The sequence below is a fragment of the Streptomyces sp. NPDC027672 genome (assembly GCF_055566335.1).
Genome location: NZ_JBVHSO010000007.1, coordinates 112,561 through 134,193 on the forward strand (window position 1 = coordinate 112,561; position 21,633 = coordinate 134,193).

Here is a 21,633-nt window from a genome sequence, read left to right on the forward strand (position 1 = left end):
AAGTCCTTGCGGAAACCCCGCACCGGCCCGCTGTCCTCCGGACGGCGGGCCTTTACCCTCTGCGTCACCCCCTCCTCCGCCGCGAGGTGTCAGGAACCTCCGTGACCTCCGTCGGCGGCCCCGGCCTTCAACGTCGAAGGAAACCCCACATGGCACGCAGCACCCTCCCCGCGGCGGTCGCCCTCACGGCCGCCGCCCTGGTCGGCATGAACCCCACGGCCGCCGAGGCGGCACCGCCCGGCACCAAGGACGTCACCGCCGTCCTGTTCGAGTGGAAGTACGCCTCCGTGGCCAGGGAGTGCACCACCGCCCTCGGCCCCGCCGGCTACGGATACGTGCAGGTCTCCCCGCCCGCCGAGCACATACAGGGCGCGCAGTGGTGGACGTCGTACCAGCCGGTGTCGTACAAGATCGCCGGCCGCCTCGGCGACCGCACGGCGTTCCAGAACATGGTGAACACCTGCCACGCGGCCGGTGTGAAGGTCGTCGTGGACGCCGTCGTCAACCACATGTCGGCCGGCTCGGGCACCGGCACCGGCGGCTCGGCGTACACGAAGTACGACTACCCGGGCCTGTACTCGGTCCACGACTTCGACGACTGCACCTCCCCGGTGTCGGACTACGCCGACCGCTGGAACGTGCAGCACTGCGAACTCGTCGGCCTCGCCGACCTGGACACCGGCGAGGAGTACGTCCGCAAGACCATCGCCGGCTACCTGAACGGCCTGCTCGCCCTCGGCGCGGACGGCTTCCGCATCGACGCGGCCAAGCACATCCCGGCCGCGGACCTCGCCGACATCAAGAGCCGCCTGACCAACCCGTCCGTCTACTGGAAGCAGGAACTCGTCTACGGCGCCGGCGAGGCCGTCCAGCCGTCCGAGTACACCGGCAACGGCGACGTCCAGGAGTTCCGCTACGCCTACGACCTCAAGCGCGTCCTGACCGGCGAGAAACTGGCCTACCTGAAGAACTTCGGGGAGGGCTGGGGCTATCTGAACAGCTCCGTGGCGGGCGTCTTCGTCGACAACCACGACACCGAGCGCAACGGCAGCACGCTGAACTACAAGAGCGGCGCCAACTACACCCTGGCCAACGTCTTCATGCTGGCCTGGCCCTACGGCGCGCCCGACGTCGACTCCGGCTACGAGTGGTCCGACGCCGACGCGGGCCCGCCCAACGGCGGCACCGTCGACGCCTGCTGGCAGGACGGCTGGAAGTGCCAGCACGCCTGGCCGGAGATCAGGTCCATGGTCGCCTTCCGCAACGCCACCCGGGGACAGGCGGTCACCGACTGGTGGGACAACGGCAACAACTGGATCGCCTTCGGCCGCGGCGGCAAGGGCTATGTGGCGATCAACCACGAGTCCGCCGCCCAGACCCGGACCTACCAGACGTCCCTGCCCGCCGGCACGTACTGCGACGTGCAGAGCGGCACCCCGGTGACCGTGGACTCCGGCGGACGGTTCACCGCCACCCTGGGCGCGAACACCGCACTGGCGCTCTACGCCGGCAAGCCGAACTGCTGAGGCCCTAGGGTGAGTGCGTAGCCGTAGAACAGGAGCCCGTATGCCGCAGATCACCGTCGACTACTCCGACACCCTGGAGAGCGCCTTCGACCGCGCGGGATTCGCCCGGGCGCTGCACGAGGCGACCGTGGGGATCGCGGCGGCGAAGCCGGAGTCCTGCAAGACCCAGTTCCGGCCGAGCGCGTACACGGCGTTCGGGTACGAGGACCCCGGCGCGCGCGGGCACGCCGTCGTGCACGTGACGATCGGGCTCCTCGCCGGGCGCGACGCGGAGACCAAGGCCCGGCTGACCGAAGCGGTGCTGGAGCTGCTGCGCACCCATGTGGCGGATGCGGCGGTCACCCTGCACGCCTCCGCCGAGGTCCGCGACCTCGACGCCTCGTACCGCAAGTCCGACGGCTAGCCGGACCCCGGCGGGCGCTCAGGAAGCGAGCGTGACGAGCCGGCCGACCAGGTCCGCGAAGGGGCCGTCGGCCGGCTCCGCCTCGGTCAGCCGCTTCAGCAGGGCCGCCAGGTCCGCGTCGTAGGCGGCGCTGACGGCGGCCAGCGCGGCGAAGTCGTGCACGAGCTGGACCTCCAGCTCGGCGCGCGGAATGCGCCGGCCGTCCAGCCAGATCAGCGCGGTGGACTCGGCGAGCGAGATCCAGGAGCGCACCACCAGCTCCAGCCGCGCGGACGCCTCGGTCACGCCCAGATGCGACAGGATCCGGTCATAGGCGGCCTGCCGTACGGAGTCGACGAGCGCGTTGGTCGCCGAGGAGCCCACGGCCGGGCCGCCGCGCATGAGGGCCGAGAAACCGGGGCCGTGCTCGTCCACGAAGTCGAAGTAGCGGCCCATCACCCGCAGCAGCCGGGCGCCGAGCGGGCCCTCGCGCGGTTCGTCGAACCGGCTCGCCAGATCCTCCGACGCACGCTTCAACGCGGCCTCGTACAGACTGAGTTTGCCCGGGAAGTAGTGGTAGACCAGCGGGCGCGAGATGCCCGCCGCCGTGGCTATCTCGTCGATGGAGACCTCGTCCGGAGAGCGCCGGCTGAACAGGTCGAGGGCGACACCGATCAGCTGCTGCCGCCGCTCCTCGACACCCATCCTGCGGCGCACCCCGGTACTCATGCGAACACCTTACCGAGCGGATTCGGCCGCCCGGGTTCACAGGTCGAGCACCAGCCGGCCGCCGTGGGCCCGGGAGACGCAGATCAGCATCGAGTCGCGCCGTTCGGCGTCCGTCAGCAGCTCGTCCCGGTGGTCGACCTCCCCTTCGAGCACCCGTTGCCGGCAGGTGCCGCAGAAGCCCTGCTCACAGGAGTAGGCGGTGTCCGGCAGCACCCGGCGCACGGCGGCCAGCACGGTGGAGCCGGCCGGCACCGGCACCGTCCGCCCGGTGCGCCGCAGTTCCAGCGCGAACGCGGTGTCGCCGCCGGGCCCGGTGCGCGGCGCGAACCGCTCCACGTGCAGGGCGGCGCCCGCCGGCAGCCGTTCCTCCACCGCCGCCGTCAGGCCCTGCGGGCCGCAGCAGTACACCGCCGTGCCCGGGGTGGTGTCCGCGAACAGGGCCGCCAGGTCGGGCCGGCCGTCCTCGTCCTCGGCGACGACCGTCAGCCGGTCGCCGGCCAGCCGCGCCACCTCCTCCAGGTACGGCATCGAAGCCCGGCTCCGCCCGCCGTACAGCAGCCGCCACTCGGCGCCGGCCGGCAGGGCCCGCAGCATCGGCAGGACCGGGGTGATGCCGATCCCGCCGGCGACGAAGACGTAGGCGGGCGCGTCGGCCAGCGGGAAGCGGTTGCGGGGCCCGCGCACCTCCAGCTCCATGCCCGCCGCCAGCCGCTCGTGCACCTCGCGCGAGCCGCCCCGGCCGTCCGCCACGAGCCGGGCGGCGACCGTGTAGGAGGAGGTGTCCGCGGGATCACCGCACAGGGAGTACTGCCGTACGAGACCCGAGGGCAGCACCAGGTCCAGGTGGGCGCCCGGCTCCCAGCGCGGCAGTGCGGAGCCCTCCAGCCGCAGTTGCACGACCCCGTCGGCAATCGTCTCGTGCGCCGTGAGCAGCAGCCGCAGGGCCCGTGGGCGCGGCCGGCCGGAGACCGGCGGGTCCAGGGCGGGCAGCGGCCACAGCGGCGAGACGCGGACACGGCGGCGCAGCGCCCGCCGGGTGAGCAGGGCGGCGGCCGCGACGAGCGCGACGGTGCGCGGCTTCGGCGTCACGCGGTCCTCTCCTCCGCCGCCGTGGCCGCGGGGGAGGCCGCCAGATAGGCGACGGCCTGGGCGGTGTCGCCCTCCTGCGCGGGGTGGTAGCCGCGGCTCAGATAGCGCGGGACGGATTTGAGCACGTCCCCGGTCGCGGGCAGCAGGCCCTGCCTGCCCCGGACGTGGAAGTCCTTGAGCGTGGCCTTGCCGCCGGCGAGCGACGGGTCGTTCTCCATGAAGAACCGCGTCCCGCGCTGCCACAGGAACACCAGCGCGGTGAAGGCGGTCGCCCAGGTCCGGACGCGCCGGCCGTAGCCCCCGTCGACGTGCTCGAACAGCTCGAAGGCGACCGAGCGGTGCTCGACCTCCTCCGCGCCGTGCCAGCGCAGCAGGTCCAGCATCACCGGGTCGGCGCCGCGCCGGTCCAGTTCCCCGGCGTTGAGCACCCAGTTCCCCAGGAACGCCGTGTAGTGCTCGATGGCCGCGATGAGCGCCACCCGCTCCATCAGCCACCACCGGCGCGGCCTGCCCGGCGGCAGCGTCCGGTCGCCGAGCAGCTTCTCGAAGAACCAGTCGACCTGCGCGGTGTACGGCGTCGGGTCGAGCCCCAGCTCCCGGAGGCGGGGCAGCACCTCGTCGTGGGCCTGGGAGTGCATCGCCTCCTGGCCGATGAAGCCGAGGACGTCCGCGCGGAGGTGCTCGTCGCGGACGTACGGCAGCACCTGCTTGTACACGTGCACGAACCAGCGCTCACCGGCGGGCAGCAGCAGGTGCAGCACATTGATGGTGTGCGAGGTGAAGGGGTCCCCCGGCACCCAGTGCAGCGGCGTGCCGTCCCAGGAGAAGGACACCTTGCGTGCCTTGAGGGGCACCCGGTCCCGCGTATCAGACATGGCGTCAATGTACTGGCGGGTAGGACGCCTGAGAACCCCTTGCGCGCGCCTTGTTTACGCAAGTGTCAACAAGGTGCGTCCGTCCTACCGCAGCCCCGTCACCGTCCGGCCGTCCGTCAGCCGGCCCGTCAGGTCGGCCCGCGCGCCCTGCCCGGCCCTGACGGCCAGCAGCGGTCCCCGCCCGGACGCGGTGATCCCGCCCGTCGCCGAGATCGACGCCGTGTCCTCGCCGCCCGCCGCCAGCAGGTACCAGGAGCCCGCCGCCGACTTCCACAGCACACCGGCCAGCACCTGCGGATCCCGGGGCCCGCAGGCCGGCACGTCCGTGCCCTTGGCGACGACCGCCCCGGCCGGCCCGCCCGGCGTGCGGAACTGGGCCAGCGCCGCCGTGCCTGTACCGCGCCAGGTCTCCGCCCGGGTGCACACCCAGGTGCCGGACCCGCTGCCGTCGGGCAGCGGCTGCTCGGCGTACGCCCAGGCGTTGACGCTGCGGACACCCGACGCCCGCTCGGCCGCCAGCGAGCAGGCGAACGGCGCCCAGGCGCGCAGCCCCTGTGCGTCCGACGCCTCCCCGGCCGCCCCGGGCCGGCCGGCCGTGAGGTGGGCCGGGACCAGCTCGCCGAGGTCGGTGGCCAGATGCGTGCCCGAGGCGTCCGTGAGCTGGAGCACGCCCCACGAGGTGCAGCCGCCGGACCGGACGGCCGGGCTGGCCAGCGGTGCGGTGACCCCGCCGGCGAGCGGGAGCGGTTTGACGGCCGACTCCGGCCGGGTCAGGTCCCGCTGGGCCGCCTTCGTCACCCACGGCGCGGTCAGATAGCGGACGTTGCCGTCGGAGCGGTCCAGCACCAGCGCGCTCGCCCCGGCGCCCGTCGCGCCGTCGACCCGGGCGAAGTCCAGGGCCGCGCCCCGGGTGCCGTCCTTGGGCTCGGCGTAGCGGACGACGCGCAGGCCGTCGTAGAGCAGCACCACGCGGGCGGTGTCGACCTCGCCCGCGTACAGCAGCTGGGGCGGGCCGGCCGGGCCGCCGGTCGCGGTGCCCGGGGTCGCCGACACGTGCACCGTCCCTCCCGGGCGGGCCCAGACCGCGAGGGCGCGGCGCAGGAGGGCCGGGTCGCCGGTGAGCGGGCCGCGCGCGGGCCACACGGAGAAGTCGGTGCGGGCCGAGGTGCGCCAGGCGGCGGGCGGGACGCGGGTCAGCCGGCCGGGGTCGAGGGCGGCCGTGGCGGCGGGGTTCACGGCGCCGGCGGGCGCGGCCGCGCCGTCCGGGCCCCAGCCGCCGTCCGGGAGCGCGACCAGCGCGCCGCACACCGCGAGCGCGGCGGCGGCGGCGAGCACGGCCTTCGTGTGCCGGCGGCGGCGCGGCAGATCGGTGGGCCGGGCCTGGAGCGCGCACGGGTCGAACTCGGGCGAGGAGAGCAGCCCCGGGTGCGCGGGCACCCCGTTCGCCGAGGCCAGCGCGCCGCCCGGATCACTCACCCCGGCGGCCCGCAGCAGCTCGCGCACGTCCGGGTCGGGCAACTGCTCCAGAGCGCGCAGCACGTAGGCGGCGCGGGCCGGCGCGGACAGGGTGGCCAGCCGCTGGTCCAGGGCGAGGGCGTCGGCGCCGCCCGAGCGCGGGAACAGCCGCAGGCCCCACACCTGGGGGAGCAGCGGCGGCGGCGCGGCGAGGCGGAACGGACCCGTGCGGGGGCGGGCCGCCACCAGGGCCGTGCGCAGCACCTGCTCCCGCAGACAGGCGTATCCCGGGTCGTCGTCCCGGCGGGCCCCCGCTCCCGGCCCCGCCCGGCCGGGGCGCTGGGCCGGGAGCACGGAAGAGCGCCTGCGGCCCCGGGGCACGGCGCGCTGGGCGAGGGCGTGCGCGGTCAGCACCCGGCGGCTCCGGCCGAGGTCCGGCGGCAGCACCAGATAGGCGAGCCGGACCAGCCGGGGATAGTGCTCGACGAGCGCGGCCGCGGCCTGCTCCTCGCCGACCGGGCCGGTACGGGAGGGGGCCGCCCCCGCCCGGTGGGTGCGCGAGGGTGCGTGACGCGGGGGTACATCCTGTGACTGCACGTCCAGGAGAACGAGCGAGCCGGTGGTCGGTCACCGCGGGGGCGGGTGCCTCACGCCTCCGGTGCGGCCAGGGCGCGGGCGTAACGGGCCATCGACTGCCGGTAGCGCGGCAGATGCGGGGCGAGCGCGCCGAGCACCAGGGACAGGCCCTCGCGGTCCCGGCCGAGGCTGGACAGGCACAGCGCCAGCACCGCCCGCACCGCGTCGTCCAACTCGTCGGAGGGCTCGTCCAGTTCCGGCGTGAGCAGCTTGACGGCCTCCTCCGCCTGCCCGGTGTTGCGCAGCGAACTCGACAACTGGATCTTCGCCCGGCGGCCCCGGTATCCCGTGAGCCCGCGCTCCAGCGCCTCGCGGTAGAGCGGCACGGCCCGGTCCGAGTGCCCGGTGGAGTCCCAGGCGCAGGCCCGCTCGAAGGGGCCCAGCGGGCTGTCGTCGGGCAGTTCGGCGACCAGGCCGTCGATCACGGCGCGCAGTTCGGGCGCACGCTCCGGCGGACAGTCGTCGAAGTCGGCCCAGGCGGCGGCCACGCGGTCTTCCCAGTTCTGGTTCACCGCGCCACCTTCGCACACCCGTACGCGTCCGTCGCCTGAATTGAGCGCACCGCGCGCGCGGGCCGTATCCGAGGGCGCCGGGGCACGCCCGGCACCTCAGGACCGGAGGAGACAGATGAGGCTGAGGCGACTGGCGCCCGGCGCGGCGGCCCTGCTCGCGCTGGCGGGCTGCGGCTCGGGCGGTCACACGGGGCCGGTGCCGCCCACCGCGACCGGCAGTCTGGAACGCCTGGCCGCCCGGGTGCGGTGCGCGCCGGACATGCAGACCGACGCCGACGAGATCCGGCAGGCCGTCTGCCGCACCCGCGACGGCCGGTTCATCCTCGCCACCTTCGCCACCGACCGGGGCCAGCGCGAGTGGATCGACGACGCGAAGGACTACGGCGGCCACTATCTGGTCGGCCGCAAGTGGGTCGCCGTGGGCGACGACGGTGTGGTCAGGGTGCTGCGCGGCACGCTCGGCGGCGACCTGGAGACCGGCGCCGACCATCACGCGCACGGCGGCTGAGCGGGCCGCGGCGCGGGCGCGCTCCGGCGGCCGGCGCGGGGCGCGGTGGCGCGCGGGCAGGGCGAAGGCCGGTGACGAGGGGGGATCGTCACCGGCCTTCTGTCAGGTGCCCGGGGCGGGGATCAGGAGCAGTTCCGGCCGCGGTTGACGCAGTCGGCGATCCGGCCGGCCAGGCCGTCGCGGGTGACGCTGATGAAGTCGTCGTGGTCCGTGGCGGGCTTGTGCAACTGCTCGGGGAAGCCGTCCACGGCGTAGGCGTTCTTCACCTGGCCGTTCTGCACGGCCGGCGGGGTGATGTCGTACACGAGCCGCATCGTCAGCTGCGGGATCGCCTTGAAGCCGGCCGGGCAGGCGCCGCTCGCCGGGTCGGCGAAGGCGACGTGCGCGCGGTGGTTGGCGCTGTCGGTGTTCTGCCCGTCCCAGCAGCTCTGGAAGGCGAACGAGCGCACCACCTTGCTGCCCTGCGGGCAGATCGGGTACTGCGCGGTCAGCTGCACCTTGGTCTCGAAGCCGGTGCAGCTCCAGTGCGCGTTGGCGTTGGCCAGGCCGTTGGTGGTGGTCTTGGCGTCCCCGGTGATGATGCGCAGGAACTGCGGCATCGCGACGACCTTGCTCACCGGGCTGCCCACGTACCTGATCTCGGCCTGGGCCGGGGTCAGGACGCGGCCGACATTGCCTTCCTTGCCCCCGCCGTCGGCGTTCTGGTCGAAGTCCCGGGTGCCGTCCTGGACGCGGACGACCGGCCAGTAGTACGACGACAGGTCGCTGCGGTTGCGGCAGCTCGTGCCGCCCCGCAGGAACGTCTGGTTGCTGGCGAAGGCGTTCACCTTCTGGTTGCCGACGTAGTCGTGCAGGTGGTGCGCGCCGTTGGCCACGCCCGGCGCCACGATCACGTTGTCGGTGTTGTGGTTCTTGTTGGCGTTCACCCCGCAGCGCGTGGTGAAGGTGCCCGTGGAGCCGTTGCGGGTCGCGCGCGGCTTGCCCTGGACGTTCGGCGCGACCTTGGTGATGTCCACGAAGTCGGCCGCGACCGGACCGTTGCCGGCCTGCCCGCCGTTGCCCTGCTGCCCGCCGCCCTGCTGGCCGCCGTTCTGCTGACCGCCGTTCTGCTGACCTCCTTGCCGGCCGCCGTCTTGCTGCCCACCTGCGGTGGTCTGGTCGGCGTCGCGCGTGGTGCAGGCGGCGAGCCCGCTCAGCGCGGCGTCGAAGGAACCGCCGGCCCGCTGGACGTCGAGGCGGATCCGGTCGATCGTCGCGCCCCGCTTCTCCTTGAGCGGGCCGACGATCGCGTTCTGCACGAAGCCGGGGTCCTTGGCCTGCGCGTCGCGGGTCGAGGCGAGCCGGGCGTAGGCCTCGGTGATCTGCCGGTCGAGAGCGGCCAGTTCAACCGCCACGCCCCGGCGGGCCGCGTCCGGCACGTCCGTCAGCCGCTGGCCGACGTCCGGGCAGGACAGGGTCGCGACCCGGGCCGGCGCGGCCTTGGTCTCGTTGCCTCCCCACGAGCGGTGGTCCGGCTCGTGCGCCGAGGCGTAGAAGTTCGCCCAGACCAGCCCGCCCCCACCGAGCGCTAGGGCCGCCGTTGCGGCCATGGCCTTGACGGCCAGCGGCGTACGGCGTTTTCGTGTGTTGCGTCCCATGGAACTCCTCTGACTTCCTTGCGGGGCAGCATCGGGGCGCCCGACAGGAGTGAAGCGGCGCCCTTCCATACGGACGCGGCCCCGAAGGTGTTCACCCGTCACACGAATTGCCTTGCCCGGCAGGCGAGTTGCAGGTCAGCGGTCCTGGTCGAGATAGGCGAGCACCGCCAGGACCCGCCGGTTGTCGTCGTCCGCCACCTCCAGGCCCAGCTTGGCGAAGATGTTGGAGGTGTGCTTGGCGATCGCCCGTTCCGTCACCACCAGTTGCGCCGCGATGCCCGTGTTGGAGCGGCCCTGGGCCATCAGCTCCAGCACCTCGCGCTCGCGCGGGGTGAGCCGGGCCAGCGGGCGGTCCGCGGCCGACCGCCGGGTGAGCAACTGCTGGATCACCTGCGGGTCCATCGCCGTACCGCCCGCCGCCACCCGTCGTACGGCGTCCACGAACTGCTCCGCGTCGAACACCCGGTCCTTCAGCAGATAGCCGATCCCGCCGGCGCCGTCGGCGAGCAGCTCGCGCGCGTACAACTGCTCCACGTGCTGGGAGAGCACCAGCACCGGCAGCCCGGGCCGCGCCCGCCGGGCCGCCAGCGCGCACTGGAGCCCCTCGTCGGTGTGCGTGGGCGGCAGGCGCACGTCGACCACGGCCACGTCCGGCTCCGACTCCGCGAGCGCCCGGGTGAGTTCGGGGCCGGTCTCGACGGCGGCGGCGATCTCGAAGCCGTACGCCTGGAGCATCCGCACCAGCCCGTCGCGCAGCAGGAACAGGTCTTCGGCTAGGACAACGCGCACGGGATCTCCAGGGTCACCACGGTGGGACCGCCGACGGGGCTGCCGACGGTCAGGTTCCCGTCGAAGGTACCGAGCCTGCGCCCGATGCCGGCGAGCCCCGAACCCGCGCCGACCACCGCACCGCCCCGGCCGTCGTCGGTGACCGTGATCCGCAGCCGGCCGCCGGCGTGACGCACGTCGATCCCGATCCGGCCGGCCCCGGAGTGCTTGACCGCGTTGGTGAGCACCTCGTTCACCGCGAAGTAGGCGGCCGACTCCACGGGCGCGTCCGGGCGGCCGGGCAGGTCCACGGTCACCTCCGCCGGCAGCGGCAGCCGCAGCGCCAACGCCCGTACGGCGTCGCCCAGTCCGCGTTCGGCGAGCACCGGCGGATGGATGCCGCGCACCAGGTCGCGCAGCTCCGCCAGGGCCTCGGCGGAGTTCCGGCGGGCCTGGGCCAGCAGCTTCTTCGCCTCCGCCGGGTTCCGTTCGACCAGCATCTCGATGGTCCCGAGGTCCATGCCCATGGCGACCAGCCGGGCCTGGGCGCCGTCGTGCAGGTCCCGTTCGATGCGGCGCAGTTCGGCGGCCGAGGTGTCCACCGCGTCCCGCCGGGTCTCGGTCAGCACCCGGACCCGCTCGGTGAGGTCGTCCCGGCCGCCGAGGACCGCGCGGGTGAGCCGGAAGTGCAGCACGAGCAGCCGCGGCGCGAAGCGGACCCCGGCCACCAGCAGCGCGGCGGCCAGCACACCGGCGAGCAGCGCGGTGGCCTGGCCGGTCACCGGCACGAACGCGTACCAGTACACGTCGTCCGGGCCGTGCACGAACGCCCGCCACAGCCCGGCCGCCACCAGCAGGCCCTGGACGGGGAACAGCACCAGGACGGCCGGGAGCAGCGCGGTGACGGTGCCCGCCGTCATGTCGGCCAGCAGCCAGCGCAGGTCCCGCCAGGTCTGCGGGTCCCCGAGCATGACGACGGTGCGCCGCCAGGCGCCGGCCCCTTCCGGAACCGGCCGGTAGGTCACGGGGATCGCCACCCCGCACCACTCGGCGGCGAGCCTGCGCCGCGTGTTCGCATACTCCCGCAGCCCGCCGAGCATCGCCGGCACCAGGAACAGGCCGAGGCCGACGGGCAGGAGTTCGAGGGAGACGACGGTCAGCACGAAGCACAGCACCGTCACCGGCAGCATCGCCAGGGCCAGTACGAGACCTCGTACGGCGGCCAGTACCGCTTCTCGGGCGCGGGCGCGCACGTCGTCCTGCGGGGCGTCGGTGTTCATGCCGTCAGTCTGGCCGAGCCCGGCCGCCCGGTCACGGGGCGGAACCCCACGTCAGGGGGTGGTGCCGGATACACCCCCGGCCCCGCCCAGCACCTTCGCCTCCACCCGCGGGTCCAGACCGGGGCGGGAGCGGTCCGGCCGCAGCGGCGCGCTGCCGCCCAGCCGGACCAGCCAGTCCCAGGTGGCGGCGACCGTCTCGGCCACGGGCCGGCACACCAGTCCCGCCGCGAGCGCCCGCGACACGTCCGAGCCGTGCATCGCGTCGTACATCTCGCCGCCCGGCGGCACCCACACCGGCAGGTCGGTCCACGGCGCGATCCCGGCCGCGAGCACCGTCTCGGGGTCGGTCCAGCGCAGTTCGGCGTCCGCGCCGGTGACGCGCAGGCACGCGTCGAGCAGTTCGCCCATGGTGGTGTGACCGGGCGGGCTCACCAGGTCGTACGGGCCGCTCAGCCCGCTCTCCAGCGCGCCGAGCAGCCAGCCGGCCAGGTCGCGGACGTCGATGTACTGCAGCGGCAGCTCGCGCGGGCCGGGTGCGAGGACCGGGCCGCCGCGCGCGATCCGGGTGAGCCACCAGGGCAGCCGGCCCACGTTCTCGTACGGGCCGAGGATCAGGCCGGCCCGGGCCAGCAGGGAGTCCGCCGTGCCGAAGGCGCCGACGGCGGCCAGTTCGCCGCCGCGCTTGTCGTGCGCGTAGTCCGTCGCCCCGGCGTCCGCGGCGGCGCCCTGGACCAGCGGGGCGTCCTCCGTGGCGCCGGGCGGCGCCGGCCAGGCGTACACCGACCGGCTGGAGACGTACGCGTACCGCCCGGCCCGGCCGCGCAAGCGCCGGGCCGCCTCGTGCACGGCACGCGGCGCGGCCGACCAGGTGTCGGCCACGGCGTCCCACTCGCCGCCGTCCGCCGCGAGCGCGGCGAGGCCGTCCGGCGCGGTGCGGTCGCCGTGCACCGGCCGGGCCCCGGCCGGCAGCGGGTGCCGTCCCCGGTTGAAGACGGTCACCTCCCAGCCGCGTCCGAGCGCGGCCTCCACGACCGCGCGCCCCACGAACTCCGTACCGCCCAGCACCAGAAGTCTCATGCCGGGGATCCTGCCCGGTCCGGGGCCGTGGGGCCACGGGGCTCCGCCGAGGGCGGAACGGACGGTCAGCGGCCGGTCGGCGGGGTGTACTTGTAGCCGACCCGGCGCACCGTCTGGATCGCCTTGCGGTGCCGCTCGCCCAGCTTGCGGCGCAGCCGGGCGATGTGCACGTCCACGGTGCGGCCGTCGCCGACATGGCCGTAGCCCCACACCGTGGTGACGAGCTGGTCGCGGGTGTGCACCCGGTGCGGGTGGGCCACCAGATGCGCGAGCAGTTCGAACTCCAGGTAGGTGAGGTCGAGTTCGCGGTCGTCGACGCTGGCGATGCGCCGTACCGGGTCGATCCGCACCAGCGGGTCGGTGCCGGGCCCGGCGGCGTCCCGCGGCTGGTCCGGGACCGCGACCGGCAGGAACGGGGGCCGCTGGTCGGCGGGGACCAGCACCAGATAACCCACCATCGGGGGCTGGCCGGGCAGGGTGGGCAGGGTGTGCTGCGGCGCGGGCAGCCAGGTGGCGCCCGGCGGCAGGAAACCGGCCACGTCCGCCGCGTCCACGACCTCGTCCCGGTCCACGGCGCGCAGCCGGTGCCGGGTGCCGGGCGGCGCGGAGACGGGGGCGGGGGCGGGCAGGGCGGCGGTGGAGAGGGATCGGGTGGTCGCCATGAGAGGTCAGCTCTTTCGCGCGAGGGGTTCGTCGAGGAAGACGGCGGCCGCGATTCGTGGTCGGGCGCACCGAGGACGTACGTCGTTTCGCGCTGGCCGAAGGCCGGGGGTACGGCTTTAGAGGGCCCGCGCGTTCCTCGCGCGGCGACACACACGGTCGAAGTCGTGGTGCTGACGGGAAGGCCAGAACGGCTGGAGGTCATAACGACCCGTCGCGGTGCTCTGCTGGATGCCGGCCATGGCTCCATTGAAGCAGAGGCGCGCGGCGGGCAGGAGTCTCCTCTCACTGCTTGGACGTTTCCTTGGCGGTAAATTGACGTGACGTCCGCCCGCGATGCCCCCTTTCCGCCCAGGTCAGCGGGGTGCGGGCGGTCGGCCGCCGCCCGGCCGCCGTCTCAGCAACCGGACAGTGCGGACGCCCGGCCGGCCACGGGGACGGTCGCCGGGAGCGGCGGTGCGGCGGCCGGGAGTGGGCGCGCGGCGGCCCCGCGCACCCCCGGCACGGACCGGCGCGCGGCAGCGAAGAGGGCGCCCGCCGGATCGGCGGGCGCCCTCTTCGGTGGCGTGGGACGGATCAGACCTGGCCGGCCTTCTCCAGCGCGGCGCAGCAGGTGTCCACCATCAGGCGGGTCACCACGTACGGGTCGACGTTGGCGTTCGGACGGCGGTCCTCGAGGTAGCCCTTGCCGTCCTTCTCGACCTGCCACGGGATGCGCACCGAGGCACCGCGGTCGGAGACGCCGTAGGAGAACTCGTCCCAGGGCGCGGTCTCGTGCAGACCGGTCAGGCGCTCGTCGATGCCGGCGCCGTAGTTCTTCACGTGGTCCAGCGGCTTCGAGCCCTCGCCGAGCGCCTCGCACGCGGTGACGATGGCGGCGTAGCCCTCGGGACCCTCGCGCATCGCCTTGGTGGAGAAGTTGGTGTGCGCGCCGGCGCCGTTCCAGTCGCCCTTGACCGGCTTCGGGTCCAGGGTCGCGGAGACACCGAAGTCCTCGGCGGTGCGGTACAGCAGCCAGCGGGCCAGCCACAGTTGGTCGGAGACCTCCAGCGGGGCCAGCGGACCGACCTGGAACTCCCACTGGCCGGGCATGACCTCGGCGTTGATGCCGGAGATGCCGAGGCCCGCCTTCAGGCAGTTGTCGAGGTGCGCCTCGACGACGTCGCGGCCGAAGATCTCGTCGGCGCCGACACCGCAGTAGTAGCCGCCCTGCGGGGCCGGGAAGCCGCCCTCGGGGAAGCCCAGCGGACGCGAGCCGTTGAAGAAGGTGTACTCCTGCTCGATGCCGAAGACGGGCTCCTGCGCGGCGAACCGCTCGGCGACCTCGGCCAGCGCGGCCCGCGTGTTGGAGGAGTGCGGCTGCATGTCCGTGTCCAGGACCTCGCACAGGACGAGCACGTCGTCGCCGCCGCGGATCGGGTCCGGGCAGGTGAAGACCGGCTTGAGCACGCGGTCCGAGGAGTGGCCCTCGGCCTGGTTGGTGGAGGAGCCGTCGAAGCCCCACAGCGGCAGCGCGTCGAGACCGGCCGGGGCACCCGTGATGATCTTCGTCTTGGAACGCAGCTTGGCCGTCGGCGTGGTGCCGTCGATCCAGATGTACTCAGCCTTGAAGGTCACGGGGCCCATCCTTCGGGGGTGGTCGGGCCCACTGGCGGGAGCCCGGCGCTGCGGCACCGGTGCGCCGCTCGAACTGCCGGGCAGCCTGTCAACGGGCCGTTTCCCGCCGGTTGCCCGTATGTGAACCCCGTGTTACCCGGGCCTTCTGTGGTGCGGCTCACGTGCGGGGGCGCCAGGGGACCGGCGGTCCGGCCGTGTACGGCCCGCACCGGCCCCCGGATACCGGCCCGGACTCAGCTTCCGTCGCGGGAGAGGGCCTCCCGTACGGCGTCCTCGCTGCGCGCCACCAGCGCCGTCCCGTCGTCCGCGGTGATGATCGGACGCTGGATCAGCTTCGGGTGCCCGGCGAGCGCGGCGATCCAGCGGTCCCGCGCGCTCTCGTCCCGCGGCCACTCCTTCAGCCCCAGCTCCGCCGCCACCGGCTCCTGGGTGCGGGTGATGTCCCACGGCTCCAGGTCCAGCCGCTCCAGTACGGCCCTGATCTCGTCCTCGCCCGGGACGTCCTCCAGATACCGGCGCACGGTGTACTCGGCGCCCTCGGCGTCCAGCAGGCTGATCGCGCTGCGGCACTTGGAACAGGCCGGATTGATCCAGATCTCCATGCGGGACACGGTACGCGGTCCCGGCTCTGTTCGAATTCACGGCACCCCGGCAGTCTCACCCTCACCGCTGGTGACAAAACGTCAATCTCCCTGCTCATCAGGCGGATCGGCATCTGCCGCGGACGGTCGATTGTCAGTGGCCGCCGGTAGAATGGAAGCAGTGTTCGAAGGGCGGGCGCCGGGGTCCCGGTGGCCGGCCCGACCGCGACAGGAGGATCCTGTGCCCGCTGCCGCTCTGAAGCCGAAGCCGTCGCCGACCCAGTCCACCGCCCAGCGTCCCGTGCCGTTCGACTCGCCGTACGAGCCCGTGGCGAAGCGACCGCTCCCGGCCGGCCGGCCGCGCGAGTGGTACGTCACGCACAACCGGCGCCTGAAGGCCATGCGCCTCGCCATAGCCCTGCTCGACTCCGGGATCCACCTGCCGGACCAGGCCCGGAACGAGACGATCCGCGGCGCGGCCGAGCGGATCGGGATGCGGGCGCCCTCCGACACCACGTGCCACATGGTGCGGGCGCTGATGCGCTACTCACGCTGAGCGCCCCGGCCGCCGGGGCTCCCGCCGCGGGGCCCCGGCACCGGTGACGGCCGTCCCGGCCAGCCCTGGCCGCCGACGGCTCACACGGACGCGCCGGTCCCGTCACCGACGGCGGCCGGCTGCCCGGTGTGCACGGCCGGCTGGCCGGTGTGCGCGGCCGGCTGACCGTCGTGCGCGGCCGGCTGGCCAGTGTGCGCGGCCGGCTCGCCGCCTTCCGGTCCCTCGGGGCTTTCCCTGCCCTCCAGGCCCTCCAGCAGGAGCGCCACGAACTCCCGCCGGTCCTCGGGATGGTCGTGGAACCACACGCCCACCCGGTGCTCGGAGTCCGGGAGTTCGAGGCGGGTGAGCCGGGCGCGGGCGGACAGCGCCTGCCGCACCGCCTCCGTCACCTGCGGCGGGATGACCGCGTCGTTGCCGGGCACCGCCAGCACGGCCCGGCCCGCGTACGACCGCAACGCCTCCAGAGCCCGGGACTCCCGCCAGCCGTCCGGGGTGCGGATCAGCTCGGAGAAGCGGCTGTCGCCGGTGCCGAACGGGACCTCCCAGGCCGCCGGGGAGTAGACGGCGGGCGCGCCCAGACCGATCGCCGCGACCCGGCGCCCGTAGTGCCGCACCAGGTCCGCGACCGTCTGCCCGCTCATGCTGAAGCCCACCAGCACCAGGGGGTCGGCCGCCGGGGCGTGCGCGTCGAGCACGGCCACCGCCTGCTCGTAGCGCCGGCGCAGGCTCAGCTCGGAGAGCGCGCCCGTGCTGTCGCCGTGACCGGAGAAGTCGAAGGCCAGGGCGCGGCAGCCCTGGGCGGCGAAGTCGGCGAGGAGCGGCGTCAGGCGTTCCTTGCTGCCGTTGCCCGCGCCGTGCAGCAGCACCACGGTGGCCCGGCCGGCCGGACCGGCGCTCACTGCGCTGAGCCGCTCGCCGTCGTACGGGTGCGTGAAACCGGTGAGTTCGTCCATGCGGGTCATTCACTCACGGCCGGTCCGCCGCCGGAAAACCGGATGCACCGGCGGTCGCGCCCTCCCTACGCTGAACGAACGGAGACGCATCGGTCACCCTCCGTCACCCCCACCCCGTTCACTCCGCTCCACTCCTTGGAGGTTCGTCATGCGTGGCATTCTCGCGGCCGGGACGGTCGTCCTGGTGGTCATCGGCATCGGCAACCACCTCTGGTGGCTCGCGGCCGTGGCCCTGTTGTATCTGTACGCCACGCACGGCCGTGGCTCGCCCGGCGCGGTCCCGCCCGCCGCCGGACCCGGCGCCCCGCCCGAGAGCTACCGGGCGTACCGGGAGCGCCGGGACCGGCAGGCCGAGTGGGAGCGCCGCTACCGCCGTGAGCGGCCCGCCGGGAAGACCCGGTGAGCCGGTGACGCGGTGCGTCCGGGGTGCCGCCCGCCGTCACAGGCCGGGGGCGCCCCACACCGGGAACCAGCGGCCCAGGTCCGGTTCGACCGGCAGGTCGCCGTCGAGGGCCGCCCTGAGCTGTAGCTCCAGCGCGGTGTCCCGCCGCTCGGCGGCGCCGGGCAGCGGGGCGAACGGATAGAAGGTGCCGCGCTTGTAGAGGTAGACGAGGGCGAGCCGCCGGCCGGTGCCGTCCGTGAAGGAGACCAGGGAGCACAGCAGCTGCGGGCCGAAGCCGGCCGCCTCCAGCGAGCTGTTCACCGCGTGCAGGTCGGTCACCAGCTCGGGCAGCCGGCCGGGGGAGCGGCGCGACACCAGCCAGGAGTAGCCGTAGCCGTCCCGGTGCGGTGTGACCGGCGGGCCGGTGCGGTCGCTGTCCGCGTCCAGCAGCTCCCGCACCTCCTGGCACAGCCGCTCGAAGGCGGCGCCCTCCACCGTGGCGAAGCACACCGCCCCGCTCCCGGTCGGCGCGAAACCGGCCGCCGCCTCCAGCGTCACCGCCGCCGACGGCAGCGCGAACAGCCGGTCGAGATCGGGCGCGACCGGTTTCGTACGGCCGAGCAGGACGTCCAGCAGTCCCACGTCAGCCCGCCTCGCCCGGGGCGGCGGGCTCGCCCAGCTCCGCCGAGATCCGGCCCAGCTGCTCCAGCCGCTGTTCCAGGGTCGGGTGGGTGGAGAAGAACCGCTCGATGCCGGGTTCCCGGCCGGTCGCCGGGGTGAAGTAGAACGCGTTGAACGCCTGGGCCGTCCGCAAATCCTTGGTCGGGATGCGCGCGATCTCCCCGGAGACCTTGGTGAGCGCCGCGGCCAGGGCCGAGGGCCGGCCGGTCAGCTGCGCCGCCGCGCGGTCGGCGGCCAGCTCGCGGTACCGGGACAGGGCCCGGATCAGCAGGAAGCTGAGCGCGTACACGGCCGCCGAGACGGCGAGGACGGCGGCGAGGACGGCGGCCGTGTTCTGGTCCCGGCGGCCGAACACCTGAGAGTAGAAGGCGAACCGGACGACGAGGCCCGCCAGCACGCCGAGGAAGGACGCCACCGTGATCACGGCGACGTCCTTGTGCGCGACGTGCGACAGCTCGTGCGCGAGCACGCCTTCCAGCTCGGCGGGCTCCAGCCGGCGCAGCAGGCCCGTGGTCACGCAGACCACGGCGTGATCGGCGCTCCGGCCGGTCGCGAACGCGTTCGGCATGTCCATCGGGGACACGGCGACCACCGGCCTGGGCAGGTCGGCGATGGCGCACAGCCGGTCGACCACGGCGTGCAGCTCGGGATACTCCTCCCGCTCCACGACCCGTCCGCGCATCGCGTACATGGCGATCCGGTCGGAGAACCAGAACTGCGCCACGAAGAGCGCGCCCACCAGGACGGCGACCAGCACCCAGGACTTCAGCAGCACGATCAGCGCGGCGACGAAGCCCACGTACAGCAGGCCGAGCAGGAACAGCGTCACACCCATGCGCACGGTCAGCCGCCGATCGCTCCGGAACCGGCTCCGCATCTCGCATCACCCCGCACTCAGGCACTCGTCCCGCCTCCAGTGTGCACCCGGGGATTCCCATGCCGAGGTACACGGCGGCCACGGAAGCGGCAAAATACGGCCGCGCACCGGCCGGGCGCCGTGCTGTTGCGTCAGTGCCGGGGGCCGTGCTGTCGCCTCAGTAGGAGGAGCGCATCTGCGCGTACCCGAGCAGCACGATCACCACGGCCACACAGCCGAGCACCACGGCCGTCGACACCCAGGACGACCGGCGCGGCCCCACCGGGCCCGGGTCGGCACGGAAGGGCGCCGGTTCCGGCGGGTTCTCCTTCCAGCGGGCGGCGAGCATCCGGGCCCGCGCGGAGGGCTCCTTGTGCTCGGCGGAGTCCGCCCACGTGTGATCGAACTCGCGCTCCCAGTCGTCCTGTTCCAGCATCCCCGTGCAACCTCTCTCGTCCGGCGGAGTCCGGGAGGATGATCCCCCGACAATAGGAAGTCTGGGAAGCGCGAAAGGTTGCACGGGGCCGGGAGCCGGACACCGGGAGCGGCCGGCGTGCGGGCAAGCGAGAGGGCTGCCGCCCCGCAAGGGGGGCGGCAGCCCTCTCGGCCGTCTCTCGCGTCATGTCAGGGACAGGGGGCCACGGCCGGCTGTCCCCGCCGGTCACACGTCGAAGTAGAGCTCGAACTCGTGCGGGTGCGGGCGCAGGGCGAGCGGGGCGATCTCGTTGGTGCGCTTGAAGTCGATCCACGTCTCGATCAGGTCGGACGTGAACACGTCGCCCTGGAGGAGGAACTCGTGGTCGGCCTCGAGGGCGTCGAGGACCGCGCCGAGGGAGGTCGGGACCTGGGCGACGTTCGCGTGCTCCTCGGGAGCCAGCTCGTACAGATCCTTGTCGATCGGCTCGGCCGGCTCGATCTTGTTCTTGATGCCGTCCAGGCCCGCCAGGAGCAGCGCCGAGAAGGCCAGGTACGGGTTGCCGGAGGAGTCGGGCGCGCGGAACTCCACGCGCTTGGCCTTCGGGTTCGACCCGGTGATCGGGATACGCATCGCGGCCGAGCGGTTGCGCTGCGAGTACACCAGGTTGATCGGCGCCTCGAAGCCCGGCACCAGGCGGTGGTAGGAGTTCACCGTCGGGTTGGTGAAGGCCAGCAGCGACGGCGCGTGCCTGAGGATGCCGCCGATGTAGTAGCGCGCCATGTCCGACAGGCCCGCGTAACCGGCCTCGTCGTAGAACAGCGGGTCGCCGTTGCTCCACAGCGACTGGTGCACGTGCATGCCCGAGCCGTTGTCACCGAAGATCGGCTTCGGCATGAAGGTCGCGGTCTTGCCGTTGCGCCAGGCGACGTTCTTCACGATGTACTTGAAGAGCTGGAGGTCGTCGGCGGCGGCCAGCAGCGTGTTGAACTTGTAGTTGATCTCCGCCTGGCCGGCGGTGCCCACCTCGTGGTGCTGGCGCTCGACCTTCAGGCCGGACTTCTCCAGCTCCAGGGAGATCTCGGCGCGCAGGTCGGCGAAGTGGTCGACCGGGGCCACCGGGAAGTAGCCGCCCTTGTAGCGCACCTTGTAGCCGCGGTTGTTCTCCACCGCGCCGGTGTTCCAGGCGCCGGCCTCGGAGTCGATGTGGTAGAACGACTCGTTCGCGGAGGTGGCGAAACGCACGCTGTCGAAGACGTAGAACTCGGCCTCGGGGCCGAAGTACGCGGTGTCGGCGATGCCCGTCGACGCCAGGTAGGCCTCCGCCTTCTTCGCCACGTTGCGCGGGTCACGGGAGTACTGCTCGCCCGTGATCGGGTCGTGGATGAAGAAGTTGATGTTGAGGGTCTTGTCCCGGCGGAACGTGTCGACACGCGCGGTGGACAGGTCGGCACGCAGAGCCATGTCGGACTCGTGGATGGCCTGGAAACCGCGGATCGACGATCCGTCGAAGGCCAGCTCCTCGTCCGGGTCGAACGCCTCAACGGGCACCGTGAAGTGCTGCATGACGCCCGGCAGGTCGCAGAAGCGGACGTCGACGAACTTGACGTCCTCGTCCGCGATGAACTTCTTGGCCTCGTCGGCGTTCTGGAACATCCAGCTCCTCCTACTCCCGACCGTCCTCGCCGGGGTGGTAGATCGTTCGTGCGGCCAGTGCGGTGGCACACGCTGGTCTTGACCCTAGGGATGGGTGATTTCTCGGGCGTGACCCGTTTGTTTCACAGAAGTTAACCAGCCACCTGTCCACCGTAGCCCGGACACACCCCTGCGCGTAGTGTCCGAAACCGGGCGCAGTACCGTGGACGGGTGGACAACAGGCAGGCAATCGGATCGTGGCTCTCCGGCCCGCGCGCGGCCATGGAAGAGGCGGGCGCCGACTTCGGGTACCGGGGCGAGCAGCTCGGTCTGCCGGAGCAGGGGCCGAACTCGATGGCACGGCCCGGACGGCGGCTCGGCGCGCTCGCCGTGGACTGGGCGCTGTGCGTCCTGATCGCATACGGCCTGATCACCCACCGCAACGGCCCGGCCACGAGCAACTGGGCGCTGGGCGTCTTCTTCGCGCTGAGCGTCCTCACCGTCGGCACGGTCGGCTTCACCCCGGGCAAGCGCCTCTTCGGCATCCGGGTCCTGGCCCTGGAGACCGGCACCGTCCGCCCGGGCCGCGCCCTGCTGCGCTCGGTCCTGCTGTGCCTGGCGATCCCCGCACTGATCTGGGACCGCGACGGCCGCGGCCTGCACGACCGCCTCGCGAAGACGGTAGAAGTCCGCATCTGACCCCGCCGGACCCCGCCCCGCCCTGGCCTGAAGCCTGCGGCAGCCGGAACCGGAGGGGGCCGCCCCCGCCTGGCCCGATGCCTGCGGCGGCCCGACCCGGCGGGGTCCGCCCCGCCCCGGTCGG

23 protein-coding genes are annotated in these 21,633 nt (G+C 73.5%); 6 read left to right on the top strand and 17 right to left on the bottom strand.

All coding sequences use genetic code 11. The features are described 5' to 3' along the window. Window positions 1-149 precede the first annotated feature (149 nt). Window positions 150-1,526, top strand: coding sequence for an alpha-amylase (locus ACZ4SV_RS18530; protein WP_468005503.1), 1,377 nt, complete (start codon window positions 150-152; stop codon window positions 1,524-1,526). Between the two features lie 40 nt (window positions 1,527-1,566). Then, window positions 1,567-1,929 (top strand): 5-carboxymethyl-2-hydroxymuconate Delta-isomerase, encoded by a 363-nt coding sequence (locus ACZ4SV_RS18535; protein WP_365879124.1) that lies wholly within the window; start codon window positions 1,567-1,569, stop codon window positions 1,927-1,929. Window positions 1,930-1,947: 18 nt separating this feature from the next. Here the strand turns inward: ACZ4SV_RS18535 and ACZ4SV_RS18540 are convergent, their stop codons facing one another. The 5 genes from ACZ4SV_RS18540 to ACZ4SV_RS18560 all read right to left on the bottom strand — a co-directional run bounded on the left by ACZ4SV_RS18540 (window position 1,948) and on the right by ACZ4SV_RS18560 (window position 7,204). Then, a complete protein-coding gene (locus ACZ4SV_RS18540; RefSeq protein WP_397941908.1) occupies window positions 1,948-2,637 on the bottom strand; it encodes a TetR/AcrR family transcriptional regulator in 690 nt (229 codons plus the stop codon). 36 nt (window positions 2,638-2,673) lie between these two features. Continuing rightward, window positions 2,674-3,726: a PDR/VanB family oxidoreductase gene (locus ACZ4SV_RS18545; RefSeq protein WP_468005506.1), complete on the bottom strand. Its 1,053-nt coding sequence runs from the start codon at window positions 3,724-3,726 to the stop codon at window positions 2,674-2,676. Continuing rightward, window positions 3,723-4,601: a metal-dependent hydrolase gene (locus ACZ4SV_RS18550; protein ID WP_468005508.1), complete on the bottom strand. Its 879-nt coding sequence runs from the start codon at window positions 4,599-4,601 to the stop codon at window positions 3,723-3,725. The genes ACZ4SV_RS18545 and ACZ4SV_RS18550 overlap by 4 nt, the downstream gene beginning before the upstream one ends. Before the next feature lie 84 nt (window positions 4,602-4,685). Beyond that, window positions 4,686-6,653, bottom strand: coding sequence for a hypothetical protein (locus ACZ4SV_RS18555; RefSeq protein WP_468005510.1), 1,968 nt, complete (start codon window positions 6,651-6,653; stop codon window positions 4,686-4,688). 50 nt (window positions 6,654-6,703) lie between these two features. After that, the gene (locus ACZ4SV_RS18560; protein ID WP_468005512.1) at window positions 6,704-7,204 is read right to left on the bottom strand and encodes a tetratricopeptide repeat protein; all 501 of its coding nucleotides are present in this window, start codon (window positions 7,202-7,204) and stop codon (window positions 6,704-6,706) included. A 115-nt stretch (window positions 7,205-7,319) separates the two neighbouring features. Between ACZ4SV_RS18560 and ACZ4SV_RS18565 the strand changes: the two genes are divergently transcribed. Then, entirely contained in the window at window positions 7,320-7,712 is a 393-nt protein-coding gene (locus tag ACZ4SV_RS18565; protein WP_397945705.1) for a hypothetical protein, read from the top strand. 122 nt (window positions 7,713-7,834) lie between these two features. Here the strand turns inward: ACZ4SV_RS18565 and ACZ4SV_RS18570 are convergent, their stop codons facing one another. From ACZ4SV_RS18570 to ACZ4SV_RS18600, 7 genes are all read right to left on the bottom strand, one after another. Further along, window positions 7,835-9,349 (bottom strand): DUF1996 domain-containing protein, encoded by a 1,515-nt coding sequence (locus ACZ4SV_RS18570; RefSeq protein ID WP_468005514.1) that lies wholly within the window; start codon window positions 9,347-9,349, stop codon window positions 7,835-7,837. 135 nt (window positions 9,350-9,484) lie between these two features. Next, window positions 9,485-10,138: a response regulator transcription factor gene (locus tag ACZ4SV_RS18575; RefSeq protein ID WP_365873556.1), complete on the bottom strand. Its 654-nt coding sequence runs from the start codon at window positions 10,136-10,138 to the stop codon at window positions 9,485-9,487. Next, window positions 10,123-11,397, bottom strand: coding sequence for a sensor histidine kinase (locus tag ACZ4SV_RS18580; protein ID WP_468005517.1), 1,275 nt, complete (start codon window positions 11,395-11,397; stop codon window positions 10,123-10,125). The genes ACZ4SV_RS18575 and ACZ4SV_RS18580 overlap by 16 nt, the downstream gene beginning before the upstream one ends. Window positions 11,398-11,448: 51 nt before the next feature. Next, window positions 11,449-12,474 carry an NAD-dependent epimerase/dehydratase family protein gene (locus ACZ4SV_RS18585; protein WP_468005519.1) on the bottom strand — a complete coding sequence of 342 codons (1,026 nt, stop codon included), beginning with the start codon at window positions 12,472-12,474 and terminating at the stop codon, window positions 11,449-11,451. A 65-nt stretch (window positions 12,475-12,539) separates the two neighbouring features. Then, a complete protein-coding gene (locus ACZ4SV_RS18590; protein WP_365873562.1) occupies window positions 12,540-13,136 on the bottom strand; it encodes a winged helix-turn-helix domain-containing protein in 597 nt (198 codons plus the stop codon). A 574-nt stretch (window positions 13,137-13,710) separates the two neighbouring features. Continuing rightward, a complete protein-coding gene (gene glnII / locus ACZ4SV_RS18595) occupies window positions 13,711-14,751 on the bottom strand; it encodes a glutamine synthetase (RefSeq protein WP_365873564.1) in 1,041 nt (346 codons plus the stop codon). Between the two features lie 233 nt (window positions 14,752-14,984). Beyond that, the gene (locus tag ACZ4SV_RS18600) at window positions 14,985-15,353 is read right to left on the bottom strand and encodes an ArsC/Spx/MgsR family protein (protein ID WP_365873566.1); all 369 of its coding nucleotides are present in this window, start codon (window positions 15,351-15,353) and stop codon (window positions 14,985-14,987) included. Window positions 15,354-15,573: 220 nt separating this feature from the next. On the opposite strand from ACZ4SV_RS18600, the gene ACZ4SV_RS18605 reads away from it, so the two are divergent. Continuing rightward, window positions 15,574-15,888 (top strand): hypothetical protein, encoded by a 315-nt coding sequence (locus ACZ4SV_RS18605; protein WP_365873568.1) that lies wholly within the window; start codon window positions 15,574-15,576, stop codon window positions 15,886-15,888. Window positions 15,889-15,968: 80 nt separating this feature from the next. Here the strand turns inward: ACZ4SV_RS18605 and ACZ4SV_RS18610 are convergent, their stop codons facing one another. Beyond that, complete coding sequence (locus ACZ4SV_RS18610) at window positions 15,969-16,841, bottom strand: alpha/beta hydrolase (RefSeq protein WP_468005523.1); 873 nt, start codon at window positions 16,839-16,841, stop codon at window positions 15,969-15,971. Between the two features lie 148 nt (window positions 16,842-16,989). Here ACZ4SV_RS18610 and ACZ4SV_RS18615 point away from each other — a divergent pair, with 148 nt between their 5' ends. Next, the gene (locus tag ACZ4SV_RS18615; protein WP_468005525.1) at window positions 16,990-17,244 is read left to right on the top strand and encodes a hypothetical protein; all 255 of its coding nucleotides are present in this window, start codon (window positions 16,990-16,992) and stop codon (window positions 17,242-17,244) included. Window positions 17,245-17,280: 36 nt separating this feature from the next. Here ACZ4SV_RS18615 and pspAB read toward each other — a convergent pair whose 3' ends face one another. The 4 genes from pspAB to glnA all read right to left on the bottom strand — a co-directional run bounded on the left by pspAB (window position 17,281) and on the right by glnA (window position 20,831). Continuing rightward, entirely contained in the window at window positions 17,281-17,865 is a 585-nt protein-coding gene (gene pspAB, locus ACZ4SV_RS18620) for a PspA-associated protein PspAB (protein ID WP_468005527.1), read from the bottom strand. Window position 17,866: 1 nt separating this feature from the next. Further along, window positions 17,867-18,781: a zinc metalloprotease HtpX gene (gene htpX / locus ACZ4SV_RS18625; protein ID WP_397980523.1), complete on the bottom strand. Its 915-nt coding sequence runs from the start codon at window positions 18,779-18,781 to the stop codon at window positions 17,867-17,869. A 157-nt stretch (window positions 18,782-18,938) separates the two neighbouring features. Further along, complete coding sequence (locus ACZ4SV_RS18630) at window positions 18,939-19,196, bottom strand: SCO2583/SCO2584 N-terminal domain-containing protein (RefSeq protein ID WP_365873577.1); 258 nt, start codon at window positions 19,194-19,196, stop codon at window positions 18,939-18,941. A 225-nt stretch (window positions 19,197-19,421) separates the two neighbouring features. Then, on the bottom strand, window positions 19,422-20,831 hold the full coding sequence (glnA, locus tag ACZ4SV_RS18635; RefSeq protein WP_468005530.1) for a type I glutamate--ammonia ligase: 1,410 nt from the start codon (window positions 20,829-20,831) through the stop codon (window positions 19,422-19,424). 210 nt (window positions 20,832-21,041) lie between these two features. Here glnA and ACZ4SV_RS18640 point away from each other — a divergent pair, with 210 nt between their 5' ends. After that, window positions 21,042-21,509 (top strand): RDD family protein, encoded by a 468-nt coding sequence (locus ACZ4SV_RS18640; protein WP_365941907.1) that lies wholly within the window; start codon window positions 21,042-21,044, stop codon window positions 21,507-21,509. Window positions 21,510-21,633: the final 124 nt, after the last annotated feature.